Genomic DNA, 21,256 nt, shown 5'->3' with positions numbered 1-21,256 from the left:
GGTAGAGACCAACAAGAACAAGCAGTGCTGCGCCGGCACCGATCAGGCAGTGGTTCGTTTTGAATTGACTTTTCTGCATTGGATTAGAACCTATGGTTGTTCATTTATAACCAACAACATCACTGAGAATCGGTGACTGTGGCACAATTAAGTTTAATGGTTTGAGTAAAAAGCTGGCCTAACGTGTTATCAGGATCGGCATCTACCGATAGCGACATTGCGTAGCTCATCTGTTCTGGGGTTGGGTTAGGTTCAACTAGATCCAGTGAGCACTGCCTTTCCAAGTCAGGAGACAAGCTAACGTCGCTCTGAGAATTCCAGGACATGTCGACAAAATAACTCGGGTCAAAGATGAGTAGGCGCAGCGTATCTCTTGTGACAGCTTTAGGTTTAGAAAGTGGCAGATCAAAAGTCATCACCAGTTTCGCTTTATCACGTTCAAATTTAGCATTCTTGGCAACGCTGTATTTTATCGGTGTCTCTTCATCATAAAAATAAGTGAAGTAATGCTCATACATCATGTTCTCAATGACAGACGCAGCGAGTTTTTCAAAGGTTTCTTGTTCACTCTCAGCGGCTAAGTCTTCACCGTCTAGCATATACATCGAAGTCATAGCATCAAATGACCACTCCATGGACAGGCCGGTAATCATCCCATTTTCCCCTTCTATATGAGTTTTCATCTCAACCCAAGAGTGAGGATGAGCCTGTAAGCTAGCCGAAAAGGGAAGTAATGCGAAGCCAAAAGCCGCACATTTTTTTAAGTGGGTCTTCAATAAGCGCTTGACGCAGACGGACAGATTGCGAAAAGAAGAGTTGATTGATACAGATTGCAATTTCATGGTTAACATTGGTAGCGCGACGTAATGTTATAATATAACAAAGCATGCGGAAATTGCATCTAGTTTGAAGGTGATTAATCAAAAACAGTAAGTATACAAATATCTATAAATTCAACATTACCAATGTAAATACCTATTGCTTAATAAACCTATATGCCACTCATATTAAATAAAAAGCAATCACTAAATGTTAACAATAAATTACATTATAACATCACAAAATATATGTTATAACGTATCAAGAATAAAACCCAAGATCCAAAACAAAGTAAGTCATTGATATAAATGATTTTTAACTTTTGCCACGCACCTCAAATCATTACCATAAAATACGAGCACATAGACCTACCAAATGCTTATTCCTTGGTTATAATTTAATTTGTTCCACTAGTTTTATGTATATTAAATTAACGTCAAAATAGGAATATCAAGGATGGCTTGTACAAATACTCACTCTCACCCTGAACATGTTCATGGACCAAACTGTGGTCATACGGCAATACGCCATGGTGACCATATAGATTATTTAGTTGACGGTGAACTCCACCACCCTCATGGGGACCACTGCGATACTCATGCCGTGGAAGTCAGCGACAAAAACCCTTCACACTGCCAAGCGACTCATAGCTGTGGCGATCATGTTCATGGCCCAGGATGTGGCCATGAGGCGATCAAGCACGGCGATCATATCGACTACATTGTCAATGGCAGGCTGCATCATCAGCATGGTGACCACTGTGATGATCACGGCCCAGTAGAACTCGCTTAAAACACACGATTTTTCAGTGTGTATAAAAACAAAAAGCCACCAACTTTGCCAAGTCAGTGGCTTTTTTAGAAGAGTCAAAATATATAGCTTAAGCGGAAACTATCGTTTCTTACCCTGCTGTACTAATTTCTCATGCCAAGCAGTACTTCCATCTCGCTTGCTCACTTCATATTCGGCACAGAATTGAGAGATGGTCATATTGTTATCTCCCGTCGCTAACTTAAGCGCCAATTGAACTTGTTGAAGCTTACTTTGCAATCGTAAAATTTGTCCTGCGTTTGGACTTTTTTCTTTCGCATATTTCAGTGCTGCGTGTTTACGTTCCGCCGCACCTGCTCTTCGGTCTGCTTCGCCTAACAAAAACTTTAGCTGACCAATCGTTTTACCTTTCTTAAAAGCAGGTTCAAGCAGCTCTGCGCATTCGTCGAAACTCGGGTTCTCAACATATGGGTCGATTTTGTGAGCTTGTTGGCGCATCCACTCTAGCGCTAATTCTTCGTCTGACATCGTGAAACCTTGGCGAACAAAAGAGGCATATAATATCGCTCATTAAGGCTGGGCTGCAACATCGGATTGTAGCCCTAGCAACCCTCTTTAAGTCGTTTGATAGACGATGATGTCCCCGGGTTGGCACTCTAAGACTTCACATATCTTCTCTAACGTACTAAATCGTATCGCTTTCGCCTTACCATTTTTGAGAATCGATAGATTCTGTTCACTGACGCCAACCTGTTCAGACAGCTCCTTCAAACGCATTTTGCGTTTCGCCATCATTACATCAAGGTTAATAACTATGTTCATGCTTCGCGCCTTAGATGGTGTGTCTTTGCTCATCAGCAATTTTTTGAGCTTCATTCATAACGTATGAAATAACCAATACAATCATTCCACAAAACAGTGTAACAACATCTAAGCCTGTAAAGCTAATAGATAAAATGCGTTGCCCTGGAGGATTGTTGAAACTCAGAACCACAGAAATGAGACCACCATAAACAAGCCCCCCAAATGCCCAGTAAAAGAAACTCAAACCTAACTTGCGATAGTACTTAACTGTCTCAACAGTAAACACTTCACTCGCTTCATAACTCTTGAATAGCTTGGTTAAGATCAGAAGCGCGTAGAAGATAACACCACAAGGAAGAAGGCTCACAACTAGAGCCCAAAATCGTGTCTCGATGGATAGCGGCTGAGATGTGTAACTGGATATATCGTGACTGAACTGAATAATGCCACTCGTCGTTAAAAAGTCCCATGGTGTTTGGACAAATGCCCAAAAGTAGACCACTGACAGTGGAAGAAGCAGCATTAAAGCTTGCAAGACCACTCGAATCTTTCGGCTGTATCTTTGAATTTCTTTCATATGAACTCTCCCACATATTGGTATGTAGGCTTGATTATAGTCTGCCAAATCTAATAAACAATAAAAATTTATCGTTTATCATTAAACTTTCAATCTAAAACGATAGGTGACGAATTAAAAACAAAGAGTTGGTGACTACAATTCGACCAAAACAAGTGCGTTAATTTATGGCTTAATCCACCCTCAATTGATTATTGAAGCCATTTTATCAACGATTTGTTGATAGTGTTTCTTTATGGGCCTTATTTATCTACAAAATGATAAGTAATAAGTTCGTTCCATGAGAAAACGGAATAGGAAATGGAACGATGACACTGAATCAATTACAACAAGCACGCGATGTGCAACGCCCAACCCGAGAAGCGATGTTACAAAGAGCGCCTGAAGTCCATGCGTTTTGGAACAACAACAGAACACTCTTTCAAAACGCATGGGGTGAGTGGGAAGAGAGTCAAAGCTTAGCACCACTCACAGAGTCACTTATCGACCATAAACTGCGTAATGCGATAAATAGTTCATGGGCAGATCCAGCAAAAGAAAACTTAGTTGAAGAGTTGATAAGCGAAGTCGCACCTGGCGTTTTCAAGTTTCAATTCTTTGATATTGATAGCATCAAACAACTTCGCAACTACTTTTCATCAGCGGCGAGTGCAGACATCCCGCTAAGACCGCCTTACGGCATTGCGTTGAATCGAAGTGGCGCAATGTTGGACGCACGTTCGGAAGGTTATCTAGCCGCACCAAGCTTTCAGACGTTCTATCGTGAAATGCTGGATAAGTACATGAGACCGATCGCCAGACTTCTGTTCCCTGAAATAGTCGGTTACGACGCACAAACATTCGGTTTTTCAATTCGATATGAACCGAACACGGATACTTCTTTGAGAATGCATACTGATGCATCTTCGGTAACGATGAACATCAACATGAACCTTCCTGAAGAAACCTACTCAGGTTCTGAAGTCAGCTTTTATGATCCAACGACCGGAGGGTTAGTTGACCAAACCTTTGAACCGGGCGTAGCGTTGATCCATAGAGGTCATGTACCCCATGCAACTCACCCAATCACTCAGGGTGAACGTTCAAACATCGTGTTGTGGCTGTATGGAAATCATGGGCAAATACCGATGCAGGGTGCAAGCTATACATCTGTCGATGCCAACCAGCGTTGGACCACTCCTACTGACAAACTAGACGCATTTGCTCCTTTTTAACCGAACATCAGAGAGTTAGCGAATTGCAGTGGTTTCACTTTTTAGACGTTGGACGGCCTGTATAGCAAATAGTCGTGCCCAACTGACCGAAAGGAAATATAGAGAATAAAAGCCACTGTCTTCGCTTCTCATAACAACTTTTGACCCTGTATCCTTGCCTGACTCTCCAGTTTGTGGCTCAATGGCGGCAAATATTTCATAACTCGTTACACAACGCGACGCATGAACACTTTACATCTGCTGCCATGCAATCGACACTTCTAATGAAGTAACTAGCAGCGATATAACAGAGTCAATAAAGCATTATGAACAACACGACCGAAAAAAAGTCGAATCCCCTATTCGAGATCCTTTTTAACGTATTTATCCCATCTTTTATCTTGATGAAGTTTAGCGGAGAAGAACACCTAGGCACCGCTATGGCGCTGGTTGTTGCCTTGCTGTTTCCTGTCATTTACGGTGGCATGGATCTTATACGTAACAAGAAATTCAATTTCATCGCCGCTCTTGGTTTCATCAGCGTTTTATTAACGGGTGGCATTGGTCTACTTGAGCTAGACACTCGTTGGTTAGCACTTAAAGAAGCCTTGATCCCGGGGCTTATCGGCTTAGCGGTATTGGGCTCAACCTTTACTCGCTACCCATTGATGCAAAAGATGCTGCTTAACGACAGCGTGCTTAACTTGCCGCTCATCAATGAACGTCTTGAAGCCAACGGCAAAAAAGAAGCCTTTGATCGCTGCTTGATGTCTTCAAACTACCTATTCGCAAGTACGTTCGCTTTCTCTTCAGCAATGAACTACTTCTTAGCGACGTGGATTGTGACTAGCCCTGCAGGCACAGCAGCGTTTAACGAAGAGCTAGGCAAACTGACTCTTTACAGCTACCCAGCGATTGCAATCCCAAGCATGCTGATGATGTTTGGTATTTTTTACTACATCTGGCGTCAAGTGCGCGCAATGACTCACTTGGAAACCGAGCAAATCTTTCACACTAAGTAACGGTTTCGGCTAAACAATACAACGCCTCAAACGGAACAATTCGTTTGAGGCGTTTTCTTATCCAAGTTAAGTACCCTAATTCACCTGCCCACCACCCTTCCCAAAAGAGATCAATAGGATTTTTCTATCAAAGAAATAGAAATAAGTGATCTGCTTTTTTCCAGCTTTGATGCCATTCTTAAAACACAACGATATAGACCATAGTTTATAAATGGTTATCTCAGCGCACCAACAGATTTAGTTCATCGCTAAGTGGAATTGGAGAGCGTTTAACTGTGTCACAATCAGGAGATAGATATGCACGGTGAGCAAAATGGTAATGCGGGCAAGTGCCCAGTAATGCATGGCGGGAATACAACCCTTGGTGGTAAAGCAACGAAAAACGTCGATTGGTGGCCTAACCAATTGAACCTAAAAATCCTTCACCAAAACGATAAAAAATCGAACCCGCTGGATGAAAACTTCAATTACGCTGAAGCGTTTAAAGCACTGAACCTTAAAGCAGTTAAAGCCGACCTTGAAGCTCTGATGACAGACTCTCAAGATTGGTGGCCTGCAGACTATGGCCACTACGGCCCATTCATGATCCGCATGGCATGGCACGCAGCGGGCACATATCGAACTTCAGACGGACGCGGGGGCGGTAACACGGGTAACCAACGCTTTGCACCACTCAACAGTTGGCCAGATAACGGCAACCTAGACAAAGCACGTCGTCTTCTTTGGCCTATCAAGAAAAAATACGGTAACAGCCTTTCATGGGCAGATTTGTTTATCCTAGCGGGTAACGTGGCAATCGAATCAATGGGTCTACCTACCTTTGGTTTCTCTGGCGGTCGTCAGGACATTTGGGAACCAGAAGAAGATATCTATTGGGGTGCTGAAAGCGAATGGCTGGGTGACGAGCGTTATTCTGGTGACCGTGAGCTTGAAAAACCACTAGCAGCCGTACAAATGGGTCTAATCTACGTAAACCCGGAAGGTCCGAACGGCGAGCCTACTATCCTGGCATCAGGCAAAGACATTCGCGATACTTTCGCTCGTATGGGTATGAATGATGAAGAGACCGTTGCTCTAGTCGCAGGTGGCCATACCTTTGGTAAAACGCACGGTGCTGGTCCTGAATCAGCTATGGGTCCAGAGCCAGAAGCAGCACCACTTGAAGAGATGGGCTTTGGTTGGAAAAACAGCTTCGGCAGCGGCAAAGGCGACGACACAACCACCAGTGGCATTGAGGGCGCTTGGACACCAAACCCAATTCAGTGGGATAACGGCTACTTCGACATGCTATTTGGTTACGACTGGGATCTAGTGAAAAGCCCAACAGGTGCGTGGCAATGGGAGCCGATTGGTGTGACTGAAGATCACATGGCACCGAAAGCCCACGACGCTTCTGTGAAAGTGAAAACCATCATGACCACGGCAGATATGGCGATGCGCATGGACCCTATCTACGGTCCGATTTCGAAACGATTCCACCAGAATCCTGAAGAGTTTGCTGACGCATTTGCCCGCGCTTGGTTCAAATTAACGCACCGTGATATGGGTCCGAAGAGCCGTTACTTGGGTGAAGAGTCTCCAGCAGAAGATTTGATCTGGCAAGACCCATTACCAGCAGCAAGCTTTGGTGCACTGTCAGACAGTGATATCGCAGAATTGAAACAAGCAATTCTAGCAACTGACCTAACGGTATCTGAACTGGTTTACACAGCGTGGTCTAGTGCATCGACATACCGAGGTTCAGACTACCGAGGTGGTGCAAATGGTGCGCGCATTCGTTTAGCTCCTCAAAAAGATTGGGAAGCAAACCAACCAGAGCAGCTGGATAAGGTACTGACCAAACTAGAATCCGTTCGTTCTGCATTCAACACTAATGACCGTGGTGTTTCAATTGCTGACCTGATCATTCTGGCAGGTAACACTGCGATTGAAAAAGCAGCTAAAGATGGTGGTTTTAATGTCGATGTACCATTCTCAGCAGGCCGTGTTGATGCGACAGATGAGCACACAGATGCTGAATCTTTTGCAGTTTTAGAGCCAGAAGCGGATGGCTTCCGTAACTTCTCTAAAAAGCTGTTTACCGTGCCAGCAGAAGAGATGCTACTTGATAAGGCACAACTACTTGGTCTTTCAGCACCAGAAATGACGGTACTTATCGGTGGCCTGCGTGTACTAGGCGCGAACCACAACAATACGCCTCATGGTGTGTTGACCGATAAGGTTGGCGTTTTAAGCAATGATTTCTTCGTAAATCTTGTTGATATGGCGACTGAGTGGAAACCTGTTTGTCCAAACAACAGCGCTTACTTAGGCACCGACAGAGCAACGGGTGAGAAGAGATGGACAGCAACTCGTGTTGACCTAGTCTTCGGTTCTAATTCTCAATTGAGAGCACTCGCTGAACTTTACGCGTGTGATGATGCGAAAGAGAAGTTTGTAAAAGACTTTATCGCGGCATGGACGAAAGTCATGAACGCAGACCGTTTTGACCTGAACTAAGGTTTAGGCTCAGAAAAACAAAGGGTAGCATTTCGCTACCCTTTTCTTTTGATTCATCAGAATCCTCGTACAACGCGAGTCAACGAGGAAGTTCACTACTCGGCTGACACCTCTGGCGAGTCAAATACAGTGATCTCCGGCAAATCGCCTTCAAATTTCTCTATATTGACCAACGCGCTGTGAGCAGCAGTACTTTGTGACAGCTTCGATGTACGTTTATCGTGAGTGAGAACATTCGGGTTACCGTGTTTATCAAGGCTGCCTTTCTCATTTGGATTCATCGGGTCATACCATGAACCAGTGCACAGATAGATGGTTCTTTCTCGAATGTCTTCAGTAACAACAGCACCAGCTAGACATGCACCTCGATCATTAAAGACCTTAACGATATCGCCGTCTTCAATTCCTCGAGCCTTCGCATCTACCGGATTGATCATCACTGGCTCACGCCCTTTAATCTTAGCGTTTCGGCTGTAACTACCGGAGTCGAGTTGGCTATGCAGCTTAGTCTTCGGTTGCCCTGAAATCATATGAAGCGGAAAGGTTTCCGCTTGTTTTGACTTCAACCATTCTGTCGGAGGTAGCCAGGTAAACTGCCCTGGGCAATCGTCGTATCCAAACGAGGCAATACGTTCGCTATAAAGCTCGATCTTACCGCTTGGTGTCGTCAATGGATGCAAATCTGGGTCTTGTCTAAATTCTGCAAGCAATACAGTGTCTGGGTTAGGATCTGCAAACTCGATAACGTCCCCATTTAAAAACGTATCAAAGTCTGGAAGCTCAACACCTAAATTTTTCGACTCAGGGATCAGCTTTTGCCACATGCTCTCGAGCCATTGTCGTGAGGTCTTGTTCTGAGTGAAATCCTCTTCAATTTCCAAACGCTTTGCTATCTCTGTGAAAATATCAAACTCATCACGAGCTTCACCAACAGGCTCAACAACTCTAGGCATTGGGATCAAGCTGTTGTCACGAGAGCCAGCACCGATATCCTCTCGCTCTAACGTTGTCGTTACCGGCAATACAATATCGGCAAACCTTGCCGTTGATGTCCAGTTGATCTCATTGACGATGATGGTTTCAGGTTGCTGGAATGCCTCAATTAAGCGGTTAATGTCTTGATGGTGATGGAATGGGTTACCACCGGCCCACCAAACCATACGGATATCCGGATAAGTCAGGTTCATACCGTTGTATTGGTACTCATCCCCCGGATTGAGCAACATATCGGAAATACACGCCACCGGAATAAAAGCATCAACGTCGTTTTTGCGTTGTGGGAATGCTGGCCAGCGAATAGGACGATGCATCAGTCCAATCCCACCATCAGATCCATACGCAATCGCGTAGCCACCTCCAGGTAAGCCAATTTGGCCAAGCATAGAAGCTAGAGTGATCGTCCCCCACAGCGTCTGTTCACCATGTTCCGTTCTCTGAACCCCTGCAGCTGTGCAGATAAAGGTGCGTGACTTTGCCATCTGGCGAGCGAGTTGTTTAATGCGTTCAGCTGGAATTTCCGAGAGAGCACTCGCCCACTCTGCTGTCTTAGCAACGCCGTCTTTCTCACCAAGCAGGTACGCCTTAACTTCATCAAACCCAACGGTATATTTGTCGAGGAATGCGCTGTCATGAAGGTCTTCAACAAGCAAGGTATGCGCAAGTCCAAGCATGATCGCTGAATCAGAGCCCGGTACTGCTGCCAGCCATTCTGCTTCAATTTCTGCCGGAGAGTCTGAACGACACGGATTGATGTCGATAAACTCCACACCTGCTTTGCGACATGCCAGCAGTTCGTCTTTCAATCGGTGACGTGTACAACCACCAGGAGAAACTTGAGCGCTCTTTAGTGGTACACCACCAAACATTACGACCAACTCACCCTCTTTGGCGATCGTCGACCAGCGAGTTGCAGTAGATGTCAGTTTGTCAAAATCACCGACTATATGTGGTAACAGGATAAGTGCCGTATTGTAGCTGTAGTTACCTTGACTACTTACGAAACCACCAGCGCAGGTTAAAAATCGCTTAAGCTGGCTTTGTGCATGGTGAAAACGCCCCGCACTACCCCAACCATAAGAACCACCGAAGATCGCTTCATTGCCGTGCTCGTTACGAGTGGATTTAACCGCTTTACTGATCAGGTCGAAGGCTGTTTCCCAAGACACTTCAACAAAAGGTTCTTGACCTCGTGTGTTGTTTTTATGTTGTGGGCCATTCTCAAGATAGCTCTTGCGAACAGCCGGCTTCTTTATTCTGGCTGAGCCATATAGAGAGCTGTGCATGTTGTCATTAATAGGAGAAGGATCCGTATCAAGTGGATGTGCACTGACGCGAACTAATTTGCCGTCCTTGACCTCTGCAATCCCTGCCCCCCAGTGACTGGAGGTTGTGTACTTTTTCGTCATATTGTTACTTAGTTAAGTGATGAGAACATCGCTTCACCGCAGTGTTGGCGAGCAACGCTTGTCATAGGTGCCAAAAGGTAGGCTTTGGATGAAGTTTACCCTTGTGGAACACGATTGTTCCAGACCTGATTCAGGATATTTAAGAATACGTTATTACCAATAGCCGATATTCGTGAGTACAGACCGGACAAAAGCGAAATACATTACGGGGTTCATGCAAGCTTAGACGGTTTAGAGTTAACCAAGCAAAGCGAGGGTTGCCAGAACGACAAATGACAAGTCATTTACACGTAAGGCGTAAATGACTTGTTGTTACGTGAGGTCTAGCTTAATACAGGTTCTGCATCAACAGCCTCTTTTTCGTTATCAGCTTTTTTTGGTGACACTTTTAACTGATGCATACGTTGAATCTCTTGAGCAGTGAATTGTCCATAGTCTTCATTCATATATTTAAAGGTCTTCATCAACATAAAGCTCACCAGAACAAGTAAGGGTGCTGCAAATATCAATATCGCAGATTGCATAGAGCCTACTGGTGCTTTCACTATGATGAATACAGCTGGAATCGCGATAATAACCAGACACCAGAAGATCTTCAGCATTCTTGCTGGGTTCTTATCTTTATCGAGCACGTGTTGAGTTTGACAAGCAACGGTAAACACAGAACCATCCAACGTGGTAACCAACAATAAGAAGGTGGATACAATAAATACAACCAGAATCAGTGATGAGAAAGGCAATGTGTTTAGCGCTTCTACAATCGATTGGCTGGCTTGGCCATCAGATACCATTTGGCTAATGTTCACCTGTTTGTCTAGCTGAGTTTTCATCATGAATGAACCCACGATAGAAAATAGGATTGTAGTGCCGACAGTACCGCCTCCCACCATACAAGCGATGACTTCACGCAGTGTGCGTCCCTTCGATACTTTTGTGATGAAAATACACATCAAAGGAATGAAGATCATCCAGTAAGCCCAGAAGTAAGCGGTCCAGTTTTGAGGGAACTTGTCTTGAGTAATTGCATCTGTATAAAGGCTCATATGGATGAAATTAGACGCCCACAAACTGATCGAAGTGCTGGTATTCTCCAAGATAAACAGAGTCGGACCAAAAATAAGGATGTAAATAACCAAAGCAATTAGGAAATAAGTTCCAGAGCTTGAGATGTTTTTCATCCCTTTCTCGATACCGACAAAAGAGCTGACAATAAGCAAAGCAGCAACAATACCGAGCATTCCAAGTTTAAGCATCAGGGTGTCTTGCAATCCAGTTAATTGCGCCACTGCCGCAGACACGATTGGCACACCCAAAGCAAGTACGATAATCAGGCCAAAAACTAAAGCAATAGGGTAAGTAATATCGATGATACGACCAACGACCTTACCTACCGCTTGGTTTTGAATCATGCCTTTTATGATATCGCTGATTTTTAGCGATGGATTTTTGCGAACATAGTAAGAATACATGATAGGCACAGCGCTGATAGCATAAAGCGCCCAAGCCGTAATACCCCAGTGGTGTAAAGAGTAAGTGACTGCCCATTCATGCGCTGTCACCGATCCCGCTTCAATGGCAAATGGTGGTGTTTTAATGTAGTACGACCACTCCAAGAACGCCCAATAAACAGTACCTGAGCCTACACCGGCCAAAGCCATCATAGTAATGTAAGCAAAATTGGAGTATTCCGGTTTTTCATTACCCATTCGAATGTTGCCGTATTTGCTCACCATTAAGTAAACCGAGACAACGACCATGGCAAAACCGAACCATAAGATAGGGGTACCGAGGTTGTAAGCAATCATGGTAAATATATCACCAGCGATGCTAATAGCGCGCTCAGTATCTGTTAGGAAGAAGACTGATAGCCCACTTATAATGATCAAAGAGATTAAGACCGTAGTTCGGTCAAAGTTGCTAGAGTTGTAAGTTTCCATAGAGGACTCCTTGTTATTCTCCCCACACCTCTGAGAGGAGAACAACTGTTTCACGTCAATTTTGTTTTAATTATTCGAATACATAGGTAGCGATCGATGCTTCTTTTACAGCGTCCCAATCCATCTCAACGCCTAAACCATTACCCTCTGGTGCGTGAACAAAACCGTCTCGGTCTGTTCGGATTTGAGTTTTAGAAGCAAGCTCGAAGCTTTCGTATGGATAAAACTGTTCGAAGAACTTACAGTTATTGTGTGCAAGGGCGACATGTAGGTTGGCCGCTTGCGTAATGGTGTAACCCATACTCTGTATTTCTAAGTTTTTAGAGTGGCCTTCAGCGATTGCGAAACACTTATTAAGCGGAGTAATGCCGCCACAAACTGTTGCGTCTTGACGAACATCTGACCAAAAACCATTGCCTAACGCATAAGTCACTTCTTGAAGCGTCAGTAGACAATTGCCATGGCTTGATATTTCTAGGTCTGTTTTATCGACTAAACGTTGATAGGTTTTGTAGTCATAGTCGGAAACCGGCGCTTCTAACCACTCCCAATCGTAACTTTCCATCAGCTTAGCCATCTTCATTGCTTCTGCTGGTGTATAGAAAGTGGCCGTATCGAGCATGAATCGAATACCAGTCTTGCCGTATCGCTCTTGAATCGCGTTTACCAGTTTTACGTCTTTTTCATATACGCAGTAGCAATGAAGTTTTATTGCGGTAAATCCGTGCTCAATACAGCCATCAACATATGGGAAGTATTCTTCAACCGTGTCGAACATAGGAGTAGATGCATAAGACTTCATTTTATGGCGTGCGCCACCTAGCAGCATATATAGTGGCATGCCCGCTTTCTTACCTTTGATGTCCCATGCAGCAATATCAATGGGTGACTTGGCTGGCAGACCACCCCAAGAACAACGCGCGCCTAACCATGTGTTAAGTTCATCCGTCATTAATGGATTTTTTCCGATTAACCCAGGCACAATGGTACGCATAGCTTCAATGATGCAACGGTCAAAATCGTTCTCTGTATAGCTGATAGTCGCACCAACACCTTCGGTTCCATCGTTACAAATAATACGCACGATGTTGTTGGTATAGAGTAGCGGCTCTTGGTTGTCGGCCCAAGGGATCGGTGGAGCATCGCGATCGGCTACAGCATAGAGCTCAACTCGTTTGATCACAGTATCTTTCATTGGGTTTTCTCCTTATAAAGCGCTGCCATTTTTAATCATGACTGCGCGGATTTCCTCGCCCGTAAGGTCGCGGATTCGTCTATTCTCGTTAATTGCTTTTACAGCTGCGATTCCTGCTGCGTGCCCATACTCAAAACATTGCGCCGTTACTCGTGCCGATGCGAGAGCCTCATGTTCAGCACTCAAGCAGCGTCCCGCGGCGATAATGTTTTCACCAACGATCGGGACCAACGTGTTGTAAGGTACGTCGTAGTAGTCATTGATCAACCAATGCAGTTTTGGTTTGTCGCCTGAGTGCAGTTCAATTGGCCAAGGTGTGCGACAGATACCATCTTTTCGCTTGTTGCAATTGATAACATCATCATTAGTTAGCGTCTCGACACCAACGATGGAGCGTGTTTGTCGGATGCCGACCTCAACACCAGTATCGACAACGTAGGCATTTTCACAGCCGGGAACAAAGTGGTTTAGGAAGCGGGCATAATCACGAACTTGACGACGACCAAAAACTTCAGCTTCTGTAAAGTCTTTAGGGTCAATCACATTCAACATGCGGCCGTCTTGTCCGGCGAGGCGCGTTGCGTTGACCATAAGTTCGCCTGGTCGAGTGGTTGGAAAAATCCAAATTTTATGACGTGGTAAGGTGTATTCACCGCTCTTGTTGGCAGCGAGAATGTTTTCGGTCACTTTTGGCGGGCATATCGTATCTTCGCCGTAGTAGTCCAAATATTTCTCCATATCGACATCGGCAATACGAAAGAACATCGTCGGGTTTTGGATACGACCTTGATCACCGAAGTAGTAGTCCATACCTGCGCGAGCAATTACCGCAGCATCACCGGATGCATCAACGATCATGTTGCTAAGGATGATACTTTGACCAGCATTGGATTCGATGACTACACCTTTGAACGCATCTTTTTCCATGATCACACCCGTGACTGATGTATGGAAAAGAGTCGTAACACCAGCATCTTCAAGTAGATCGTCGGCGACTTCACGCCATATCAAAGGGTCATGGGTAACAGTAAATGTCTTTCCATATTTTTGAGGTTCAGTGACTCCATTGCGTTTCTTCAACTCTTGACGGAACCGCTCAGTGAATCCGAATACTACTTGTTCAGGTTGAGCATTCTCTTCGTCTGAAGCCATGAACATACCGCAAATGGTACCCGACAAACCGGCTACTGCTGCTCCACCACAAAAGCCGTATCTTTCAACTAACCAGGTGTCTTTCCCCATAGAGCCAGCTGTTTCAGCAGCAGCTACCCCAGCAGCACCACCACCGATCACTAGTACATCAACTTCAGCCAAAATTGGCAGATCCGGTACTTGTTCAAAACGACGAACAATTTTCCAATCTTTCATACTTACCTCACTAATAGATAACTGATGTTCATCTGATATATCAGTTGTGTGTTTGAAATATATTCCCTTTTTTTTGTGGTACAATAGCGAAACTGGTTATCGTGAGATCGCTCACTAAAAAATTGATCAAAGGAATAGCGCGTAGAATGTCCATAAACAACGCAAATAAGACTGATGTGGCTTATAACCAATTGGAAAGAATGATTATTTTCCGAGAGCTGGAACCTGGAAGTATGGTGAGTGAAAAGCAGCTTGCCGAAGGAATGGATCTTGGTCGGACGCCAGTAAGAGAAGCTCTTCAACGTCTATCATACGAACGCATGGTAGAGATCCATGCTCGCAGAGGGATCCAAATCCCACCTATTTCGGTCGAAAGTCAGCTTAAGATTCTTGAGGTTCGCCGTGATATCGAAGCCTTGTGTGTAAAATATGCGTCTGCGAGAGCTAGTGTCGAAGAGAAACAGCAAATGTTGATACTTGCAGACAAGCTTGAGGAGTGTGCGAAAAACCAAGACGACCTAAAATATGCGACGCTACTGAAAGAAATCCACATTTTATTAGTCAAAGCGGCAGCAAATGAGTATCTGCAGTTAGCAATGGCTCCTCTTCAAGGCCTATCACGCCGCTTTTGGTTTGCCTACAAAAATCAAGATTCTGATCTTGTAGATGCCTCATCTCACCATGCTGCTGTATTGAGAGCGGTAAGCCATACTGATGCAGAAGAGGCCGTCGCTGCATCACACCGCTTGAACGATTACCTAACAGACATGGCGTATAGAAGTATTACGGCAAGAAAATAACGCCTAAAAACACCAAAGCGGTACAAATTTTACTAAGGGCCTTTCAACCTTAGAGAAAAATTCACAGAAATACCGTCACATTTCGCCCAACATGTATTAGTGTCAGCTGTTGGGCGTTTATGGAGCGCCTGTAGGAGGAAATATTTTGTCGCGGTGAGATTTCGAGGTTAGCAATCTTCATATCCTTAAAATCAACATCCCACGTCTCTTATTGCTTAAATGTTCATATAGCGATCAAACCATTCAATCATCTGCTCTGGGTGGTCACCACAGTAGTTGTAGCCAAAAACAGTTCGGTTATCCCTACCCTTTATTCGATTCACTTTCCAACACTTAAAAACACACCTGATCTTAACCGCAAAGTAAAACGTAACTGGTTGCCTAAAAAGGGAAGAAAATTCTATGGCCACCGTTTATGTAAGCATCGGCAGTAACATTGACCGAGAACATCACGTTACAGCGTCTCTTAAAGCACTAGAGGATCGGTTCGCTCCTCTACGGGTTTCTAGGTTTTACGATTGTGTACCTGTTGGATTTGAAGGGGACAATTTCCTTAACCTTGTCGTCGGCTTTGAATGCGCTCTTCCAGTTGCTGAACTATCAAGCATTCTACGTCAAATCGAATTGGAGAATGGTCGCCAGCGTGAGACCAAAGCGTATGCACCACGAACAATGGATATCGACATCCTTCTCTACGACGATTTGGTAGGCATCATTGACGGAGTAGAACTGCCTAGAGGTGAAATCACCGAATACGCTTTTGTGCTTCGACCACTTGTCGATATAGCTGCTCAAAAACGCCACCCTACTCTCGACACTTCCTATCAGCAGCTCTGGGATAACTTCGACCAATTGAGCCAGAAAACCGTCCCTATCCCTTTTGAGCTCGATTTCACATATCGCCTGTAAACATTTTGATAAGAACACTGACTACTGAGTCGCCCGAGTTTTATTGATCTTTTCTCAAAACAAGCACGTAACTGACTTCACTTTCTAAGGATTGGACACTGTTATGAACCACAACGCCATTATCACTATTACAAACCTCCGACTAAGAACCTATATCGGCTTCAACGAAGAAGAGAAAACCAAGCAACAAGACATCGTTATCAACGCAGAAATCCACTATCCAGCAAACAACTTGTGTCTCTCTGATGATGTGGATAATGCGCTAAATTACAAAAACATTTGTAAGAAGATCATCCAGCACGTCGAGTCTGGACGGTTCCTGCTTATAGAAAAATTAACCAGCGATGTGCTCGGAATCTGTATCGACCATTCATGGGTTCGATACGCTCAAGTGAGAATTGATAAACCTCACGCACTTCGTTTTGCGGATTCCGTTTCTCTCACCCTGAGCTATGAAGCAGACCAAGACAACAATTCATAAGGAGCGAGGCAATGTTAACCACAGAAGCAGAAAAAGTAAGAGAAGCTTTGCTCGCCAAAGGGCTTGAAACGCCAATGACACCGAGCGAAATGAACAGTGATCAAAAGTACAATCGCATCAAAGGGCTGCTAACGGAAGTAGTGAGCACACTAGGATTGGATTTAACCGATGACAGTCTCGCTGAAACGCCACACCGCATAGCCAAGATGTACGTACACGAGATATTTTCAGGGCTCGACTACAATAACTTCCCAAAAATCAGCGTCATAGACAACAAAATGTCCGTCGATGAGATGGTTAAAGTGTCCGACATCGACTTAACCTCGACGTGCGAGCATCACTTCATCACCATCGACGGCCTAGCACAAGTCGCCTATATCCCTGAGTCTAAAATACTGGGGCTATCGAAAATCAATCGTATTGTTCGCTTCTTTGCTCAGCGCCCGCAGGTTCAAGAGCGTCTAACTCAACAAATCCTTGTCGCGATACAAACTCTGGTTGAAACAGAAAATGTTGCCGTAACCATCAAAGCCACTCACTACTGCGTGAAATCGAGAGGCGTTATGGATGCTAACTCTGAAACCACGACAACCGCGTTGGGCGGTATCTTCAAAGCTAACCCTCAAGCCAGAGCTGAGTTCTTAAGATGAGTGAGACGATTCTAATAACTGGCGTGGGCAAACGACTAGGGTTCACGCTGGCGCAGCAACTTTTGTCAGATGGGTATAAAGTGATCGGGACTTACCGAAGCGACTATCCTCAATTGCAACAGCTGCGCGACTGTGGGGCTGACTTACAACAGGTCGACTTTTATCAGCAAAGCAACCTAGAGGATTTTCTTCATTACGTTGGTCAGGAGTACAAGATACTTCGAGCTGTCATACATAATGCCTCCGACTGGAAACCAGAAAACAAAGACAACCCGAGTGAGAACGCCTCACAAATCATGAACCAGATGATGACGGTACACGCGAGCGTGCCCTATCTTGTCAATTTAACGCTCAAAGACCAATTGATGGCTAGTGACAAAACTTCAGACATCATCCATATCAGTGATTACGTTGCGGAGAAAGGCAGCAAAAAACACATCGCTTACGCCGCAAGTAAAGCCGCGCTCAACAACCTAACGCTTTCGTTTTCTGCCATGCTTGCTCCGAAGGTAAAAGTAAACACCGTCTCTCCGGCTATGATTAAGTTCAATGATCATGATGACGATGCTTACAAAGCCAAAGCTCTACAAAAAGCTTTGATCCCTGCAGAGGCCGGCTTTGAAGAAATTGTAGATGGCATCAAGTATGTGTTGGCCAGTCACTACATGACAGGAAGAACCTTGCACCTTGATGGTGGCAGACACCTGAAGTAAAAGGTTGGCCTTCTTCTAGATTCACTCCCCCCGCTAGAGCTTCAAAATCTCTAGTGGTAGAGCCCATATATCGCACTCTACTTGTTCAACTCGCGCTCACCACTCTGGTTAAACTAAGCCCATAACGTGACAAACTTCACATTTATACCAATTCATCTCCTGAATTGCGCGCGCTGTATTAAACGCGACTCATATTAAACTTCGCTTGAATCCACCTAACTCTTTGGGGTTTGAGCGTTCAAACAAAAAATTCAAACAAATGTTTAAATTCATCGATTTTTGGAGCGATTTTCCACTCATTTAACAGGATGACTTTCGCTTTGATCTTGATCAATATGTTAACTGTTGCGCAACATTTCGAACGATAACTTGCATTAGAAGTGAATATTCACTTCCCCCATTTGCTTAGTACAAGGAATGAAACTATGTCTACTCAGGAAACCTTTAAAGCCTTCACTTCACAGCTAGAGTCTGTAACTAACCCGTTCTACAACTTCAATCAGCTAGTGACTAAAAACATCGAGACACTGACCAAGATTCAACTTGATAGCCTACAAGCATACAGCGCGCTTGGTAATGAATCTTTGCAAAGCCTCGCATCATTAAAGCAACCGCAAGACATCCCTGCTTACGGCTCAAAACAAATGGAAGTCGCGAGCAAAATCTCACAGCAGCTAATGGAAGATAGCCAAAAGCTGACCCAACTTGGTCAAGATTTTAAATCTGCCGCTGATGAACTGACGGCTTCTGCGGTTAAAACCGCGAAAAGTGCTTAATTTATTGTTTGTCGGTTGATGGCGAAGCTCAACGGTAAGCATCGCCATCTCTCAGCATCACTTCTTACAAGGATGTCAGAATGGAAAATAAATCGCCCTTTGAAGGTATGATGGATCTTATGTCCCAATATGGGCAAGCATGGATGGACAACCTAGGTCAGCCAACACAATCCACATTGATGAAAACCCAATCAGAAGACTTTACAAAGTGGGCAAACTCAATGGTGCAGAACCCAACCAATATGGTTGAACAGCAGATGAATTGGTGGACTCAACAAGTCAATTTGCTCAACGATTGTATTCTTGGCAATCAAGAACAAACCAAAGAGACCGATCGCCGTTTCCGTGACCCTTCTTGGAACGACACACCGCTTTATCGCTACATCAAAGAGAGCTACAAACTCGCCTGTGACAACATTCAGCAATCAGTAGAAAACAGTGAGGGTTTGGATGACGAGACCAAAACGCGCCTCTCATTTTTCACTCGCCAGTACCTCAATGCCATGTCGCCAAGCAACTTTGTTGCGACTAACCCCGAGATACTCAAGCTGACCATGGACAGTAACGGTGAGAACCTTATCCAAGGAATGAAGCAATTTCGTAAAGACTTGGAGCAAAGTGCCGACATCCTCAACATTCGCATGACGGATAAGAACCAATTCACCTTAGGTGAGAACATTGCTTCGACTCCAGGGAAGATCGTGTTCCAAAATGAGATGTTTGAGCTGATTCAATACAAGCCAACTACAAAGCAAGTCTATAAACGCCCGACACTGATCGTGCCGCCCTTCGTGAACAAGTATTACATCATGGACGTTAACCCTGAGACCTCTTACGTGAAATGGTTAGTCAGCCAAGGTCACACGGTGTTTATGATCTCTTGGGTAAACCCGAACGCACAAATGCGAGATGTCGACTTCGGCAACTACGTTACTCAAGGCGTGTTACCCGCGCTTGACGCAATTGAAAGTGTCACTGGTGAGCGCGAAGTCAATGGCATTGGCTACTGCATTGGTGGCACAACCTTAGTCGCGGCCATGGCTTATCTTTCAGGAAAACGCCGCAAGCAACGTATTAAGTCAGTCACGCTACTCACCACCATTCTCGACTTCACTAAACCCGGTGAACTAGGTGTGTTCATCAATGATCCAATCATCAGCAGCATTGAAGCACAAAACAACCAACGCGGTTATATGGACGGTCGCCAAATGGCGGTGTCATTCAGTCTGCTCCGTGAAAACAGCCTGTATTGGAACTACTACATCTCTAACTACTTGAAAGGCGAAAGCCCTATAGCGTTTGACCTACTCTACTGGAACTGTGACAACACCAACGTGACTGCTGCGACCCATAACCAGCTACTACGTCAGTGCTACCTTGAGAATCGACTCGCCAAAGGCGAACTGGTGATTGATGGCGTGACTATCGATTTGGGTAAGGTTAAGTCACCCGCCTACTTCCTATCTGCCATTGATGATCATATCGCCCTGTGGGATGGCAATTTTGAAGGCACTAAACTATTAGGTGGAGACAACAAGTTTGTCCTCACTGAGAGCGGGCACATTGCTGGGCCAATGAATCACGCCGACTCAAATAAATATGGCTTCTGGACCAACGACAACAACGACCAAGCTCCTTCTCAATGGCTTGCAAGTGCTGACAAACATCAAGGCTCATGGTGGGCGCATTGGCAAACTTGGGTTGATGAGCGTAACTTCTCTGAAATGATTGAAGCTCGTGAACTTGATGGTGAACTCGACGCGCCAGGTGAATACGTGAAACAACGCATTCAAGATGTCATCGTACAAGAAGCAAAAATGGAAAAGGAGTCCGCATAATGAAGCCAGAAATCGGCCAGACTGCCACCATAGAAAAGACCCTAGATAAACAAACCGTCGAAGCGTTTGCGAGTGTCTCAGAGGACCACAACCCAATCCATTTAGATGAAGATTTCGCTAAAACCACTCAATTTGAGCGCCCAATCGTACATGGCATGCTGGCATCTAGCCTTATCTCTGGCCTATTGGCCTCAAAAGTACCCGGAGCTGGCAGCATCTATTTAGGGCAATCCTTGAAGTTTGTTCGCCCTATCTTTGTAGGCGAAACCGTCACAGCCAAAGTGGAAGTGACTAGCGTACGCGACGACAAACCCATCGCAGTGATATCGACTCAGGTATTGAACGCAAACGGTGAAATCGCAGTCGACGGTGAAGCAACGGTGATGTACTGCGTTTAACCCTCAAACGAAGAGTTAAGCTCTACATTCAGCGCATCTAGTTGGTTGAAGAAACAATCAATGGGTGCTGCTGGATGGCTTATGTCAAGTCAGACAAACTC

The 21,256-nt window shown here is 44.8% G+C and carries 20 protein-coding genes; 12 read left to right on the top strand and 8 right to left on the bottom strand.

From position 1 onward, the window contains the following. Positions 1–119 precede the first annotated feature (119 nt). Positions 120–842: a DUF1007 family protein gene (locus AC6R05_RS24060; RefSeq protein WP_500649030.1), complete on the bottom strand. Its 723-nt coding sequence runs from the start codon at positions 840–842 to the stop codon at positions 120–122. Positions 843–1,275: 433 nt separating this feature from the next. Here AC6R05_RS24060 and AC6R05_RS24055 point away from each other — a divergent pair, with 433 nt between their 5' ends. Then, positions 1,276–1,611 (top strand): hypothetical protein, encoded by a 336-nt coding sequence (locus tag AC6R05_RS24055; protein WP_285400729.1) that lies wholly within the window; start codon positions 1,276–1,278, stop codon positions 1,609–1,611. Positions 1,612–1,710: 99 nt separating this feature from the next. On the opposite strand, the gene AC6R05_RS24050 is transcribed toward AC6R05_RS24055, so the two are convergent. The 3 genes from AC6R05_RS24050 to AC6R05_RS24040 form a co-directional block, all read right to left on the bottom strand. Further along, positions 1,711–2,118 (bottom strand): hypothetical protein, encoded by a 408-nt coding sequence (locus AC6R05_RS24050; protein ID WP_032550735.1) that lies wholly within the window; start codon positions 2,116–2,118, stop codon positions 1,711–1,713. A gap of 87 nt (positions 2,119–2,205) precedes the next feature. Then, on the bottom strand, positions 2,206–2,412 hold the full coding sequence (locus AC6R05_RS24045; RefSeq protein WP_150873119.1) for a helix-turn-helix domain-containing protein: 207 nt from the start codon (positions 2,410–2,412) through the stop codon (positions 2,206–2,208). A 10-nt stretch (positions 2,413–2,422) separates the two neighbouring features. After that, the gene (locus AC6R05_RS24040) at positions 2,423–2,971 is read right to left on the bottom strand and encodes a DUF2975 domain-containing protein (RefSeq protein WP_500648941.1); all 549 of its coding nucleotides are present in this window, start codon (positions 2,969–2,971) and stop codon (positions 2,423–2,425) included. A 308-nt stretch (positions 2,972–3,279) separates the two neighbouring features. Between AC6R05_RS24040 and AC6R05_RS24035 the strand changes: the two genes are divergently transcribed. From AC6R05_RS24035 to katG, 3 genes are all read left to right on the top strand, one after another. Further along, complete coding sequence (locus AC6R05_RS24035) at positions 3,280–4,185, top strand: 2OG-Fe(II) oxygenase family protein (RefSeq protein WP_500648940.1); 906 nt, start codon at positions 3,280–3,282, stop codon at positions 4,183–4,185. Between the two features lie 305 nt (positions 4,186–4,490). After that, complete coding sequence (locus AC6R05_RS24030; RefSeq protein ID WP_032550739.1) at positions 4,491–5,186, top strand: VC0807 family protein; 696 nt, start codon at positions 4,491–4,493, stop codon at positions 5,184–5,186. Positions 5,187–5,483: 297 nt separating this feature from the next. Continuing rightward, positions 5,484–7,685 carry a catalase/peroxidase HPI gene (gene katG, locus AC6R05_RS24025; RefSeq protein WP_500648939.1) on the top strand — a complete coding sequence of 734 codons (2,202 nt, stop codon included), beginning with the start codon at positions 5,484–5,486 and terminating at the stop codon, positions 7,683–7,685. 95 nt (positions 7,686–7,780) lie between these two features. Here katG and AC6R05_RS24020 read toward each other — a convergent pair whose 3' ends face one another. From AC6R05_RS24020 to AC6R05_RS24005, 4 genes are all read right to left on the bottom strand, one after another. After that, a complete protein-coding gene (locus AC6R05_RS24020; RefSeq protein WP_500648938.1) occupies positions 7,781–10,090 on the bottom strand; it encodes a molybdopterin-dependent oxidoreductase in 2,310 nt (769 codons plus the stop codon). A 323-nt stretch (positions 10,091–10,413) separates the two neighbouring features. Next, positions 10,414–12,027 (bottom strand): BCCT family transporter, encoded by a 1,614-nt coding sequence (locus tag AC6R05_RS24015; protein ID WP_500648937.1) that lies wholly within the window; start codon positions 12,025–12,027, stop codon positions 10,414–10,416. Between the two features lie 70 nt (positions 12,028–12,097). Further along, positions 12,098–13,222, bottom strand: a complete 1,125-nt coding sequence (locus AC6R05_RS24010; RefSeq protein ID WP_500648936.1) for a mandelate racemase/muconate lactonizing enzyme family protein — start codon at positions 13,220–13,222, stop codon at positions 12,098–12,100. Positions 13,223–13,234: 12 nt separating this feature from the next. Then, on the bottom strand, positions 13,235–14,590 hold the full coding sequence (locus AC6R05_RS24005; RefSeq protein ID WP_500648935.1) for an FAD-dependent oxidoreductase: 1,356 nt from the start codon (positions 14,588–14,590) through the stop codon (positions 13,235–13,237). 146 nt (positions 14,591–14,736) lie between these two features. Between AC6R05_RS24005 and AC6R05_RS24000 the strand changes: the two genes are divergently transcribed. The 8 genes from AC6R05_RS24000 (at position 14,737) to AC6R05_RS23965 (ending at position 21,155) form a co-directional block, all read left to right on the top strand. Continuing rightward, the gene (locus tag AC6R05_RS24000; protein ID WP_500648934.1) at positions 14,737–15,390 is read left to right on the top strand and encodes a GntR family transcriptional regulator; all 654 of its coding nucleotides are present in this window, start codon (positions 14,737–14,739) and stop codon (positions 15,388–15,390) included. A 402-nt stretch (positions 15,391–15,792) separates the two neighbouring features. Continuing rightward, on the top strand, positions 15,793–16,299 hold the full coding sequence (folK, locus tag AC6R05_RS23995; protein WP_500648933.1) for a 2-amino-4-hydroxy-6-hydroxymethyldihydropteridine diphosphokinase: 507 nt from the start codon (positions 15,793–15,795) through the stop codon (positions 16,297–16,299). A 103-nt stretch (positions 16,300–16,402) separates the two neighbouring features. Further along, positions 16,403–16,780: a dihydroneopterin triphosphate 2'-epimerase gene (gene folX / locus AC6R05_RS23990; protein ID WP_500648932.1), complete on the top strand. Its 378-nt coding sequence runs from the start codon at positions 16,403–16,405 to the stop codon at positions 16,778–16,780. 11 nt (positions 16,781–16,791) lie between these two features. Continuing rightward, the gene (gene folE / locus AC6R05_RS23985) at positions 16,792–17,430 is read left to right on the top strand and encodes a GTP cyclohydrolase I FolE (RefSeq protein ID WP_500648931.1); all 639 of its coding nucleotides are present in this window, start codon (positions 16,792–16,794) and stop codon (positions 17,428–17,430) included. Beyond that, positions 17,427–18,143: a dihydromonapterin reductase gene (folM, locus tag AC6R05_RS23980; RefSeq protein WP_500648930.1), complete on the top strand. Its 717-nt coding sequence runs from the start codon at positions 17,427–17,429 to the stop codon at positions 18,141–18,143. Before folE ends, folM begins: the two co-directional genes overlap by 4 nt. Before the next feature lie 425 nt (positions 18,144–18,568). Further along, on the top strand, positions 18,569–18,919 hold the full coding sequence (locus AC6R05_RS23975; protein WP_004738385.1) for a phasin family protein: 351 nt from the start codon (positions 18,569–18,571) through the stop codon (positions 18,917–18,919). A gap of 80 nt (positions 18,920–18,999) precedes the next feature. Next, positions 19,000–20,757, top strand: a complete 1,758-nt coding sequence (gene phaC / locus AC6R05_RS23970; RefSeq protein WP_500648929.1) for a class I poly(R)-hydroxyalkanoic acid synthase — start codon at positions 19,000–19,002, stop codon at positions 20,755–20,757. Next, a complete protein-coding gene (locus AC6R05_RS23965) occupies positions 20,757–21,155 on the top strand; it encodes a MaoC family dehydratase (protein ID WP_500648928.1) in 399 nt (132 codons plus the stop codon). The genes phaC and AC6R05_RS23965 overlap by 1 nt, the downstream gene beginning before the upstream one ends. Positions 21,156–21,256: the final 101 nt, after the last annotated feature.

This window comes from Vibrio sp. R11-SG3-ISO9 (assembly GCF_059834255.1).
Note: the sequence above shows the minus strand (reverse complement) of the source record. Positions and strands in the feature narration are given on the sequence as shown.

Coding starts and splice junctions, on each gene's coding strand:
- AC6R05_RS24060 (WP_500649030.1), bottom strand. CDS start 842: ATGAAATTGCAATCTGTATCAATCAACTCTTCTTTTCGCAATCTGTCC.
- AC6R05_RS24055 (WP_285400729.1), top strand. CDS start 1,276: ATGGCTTGTACAAATACTCACTCTCACCCTGAACATGTTCATGGACCA.
- AC6R05_RS24050 (WP_032550735.1), bottom strand. CDS start 2,118: ATGTCAGACGAAGAATTAGCGCTAGAGTGGATGCGCCAACAAGCTCAC.
- AC6R05_RS24045 (WP_150873119.1), bottom strand. CDS start 2,412: ATGAACATAGTTATTAACCTTGATGTAATGATGGCGAAACGCAAAATG.
- AC6R05_RS24040 (WP_500648941.1), bottom strand. CDS start 2,971: ATGAAAGAAATTCAAAGATACAGCCGAAAGATTCGAGTGGTCTTGCAA.
- AC6R05_RS24035 (WP_500648940.1), top strand. CDS start 3,280: ATGACACTGAATCAATTACAACAAGCACGCGATGTGCAACGCCCAACC.
- AC6R05_RS24030 (WP_032550739.1), top strand. CDS start 4,491: ATGAACAACACGACCGAAAAAAAGTCGAATCCCCTATTCGAGATCCTT.
- katG (WP_500648939.1), top strand. CDS start 5,484: ATGCACGGTGAGCAAAATGGTAATGCGGGCAAGTGCCCAGTAATGCAT.
- AC6R05_RS24020 (WP_500648938.1), bottom strand. CDS start 10,090: ATGACGAAAAAGTACACAACCTCCAGTCACTGGGGGGCAGGGATTGCA.
- AC6R05_RS24015 (WP_500648937.1), bottom strand. CDS start 12,027: ATGGAAACTTACAACTCTAGCAACTTTGACCGAACTACGGTCTTAATC.
- AC6R05_RS24010 (WP_500648936.1), bottom strand. CDS start 13,222: ATGAAAGATACTGTGATCAAACGAGTTGAGCTCTATGCTGTAGCCGAT.
- AC6R05_RS24005 (WP_500648935.1), bottom strand. CDS start 14,590: ATGAAAGATTGGAAAATTGTTCGTCGTTTTGAACAAGTACCGGATCTG.
- AC6R05_RS24000 (WP_500648934.1), top strand. CDS start 14,737: ATGTCCATAAACAACGCAAATAAGACTGATGTGGCTTATAACCAATTG.
- folK (WP_500648933.1), top strand. CDS start 15,793: ATGGCCACCGTTTATGTAAGCATCGGCAGTAACATTGACCGAGAACAT.
- folX (WP_500648932.1), top strand. CDS start 16,403: ATGAACCACAACGCCATTATCACTATTACAAACCTCCGACTAAGAACC.
- folE (WP_500648931.1), top strand. CDS start 16,792: ATGTTAACCACAGAAGCAGAAAAAGTAAGAGAAGCTTTGCTCGCCAAA.
- folM (WP_500648930.1), top strand. CDS start 17,427: ATGAGTGAGACGATTCTAATAACTGGCGTGGGCAAACGACTAGGGTTC.
- AC6R05_RS23975 (WP_004738385.1), top strand. CDS start 18,569: ATGTCTACTCAGGAAACCTTTAAAGCCTTCACTTCACAGCTAGAGTCT.
- phaC (WP_500648929.1), top strand. CDS start 19,000: ATGGAAAATAAATCGCCCTTTGAAGGTATGATGGATCTTATGTCCCAA.
- AC6R05_RS23965 (WP_500648928.1), top strand. CDS start 20,757: ATGAAGCCAGAAATCGGCCAGACTGCCACCATAGAAAAGACCCTAGAT.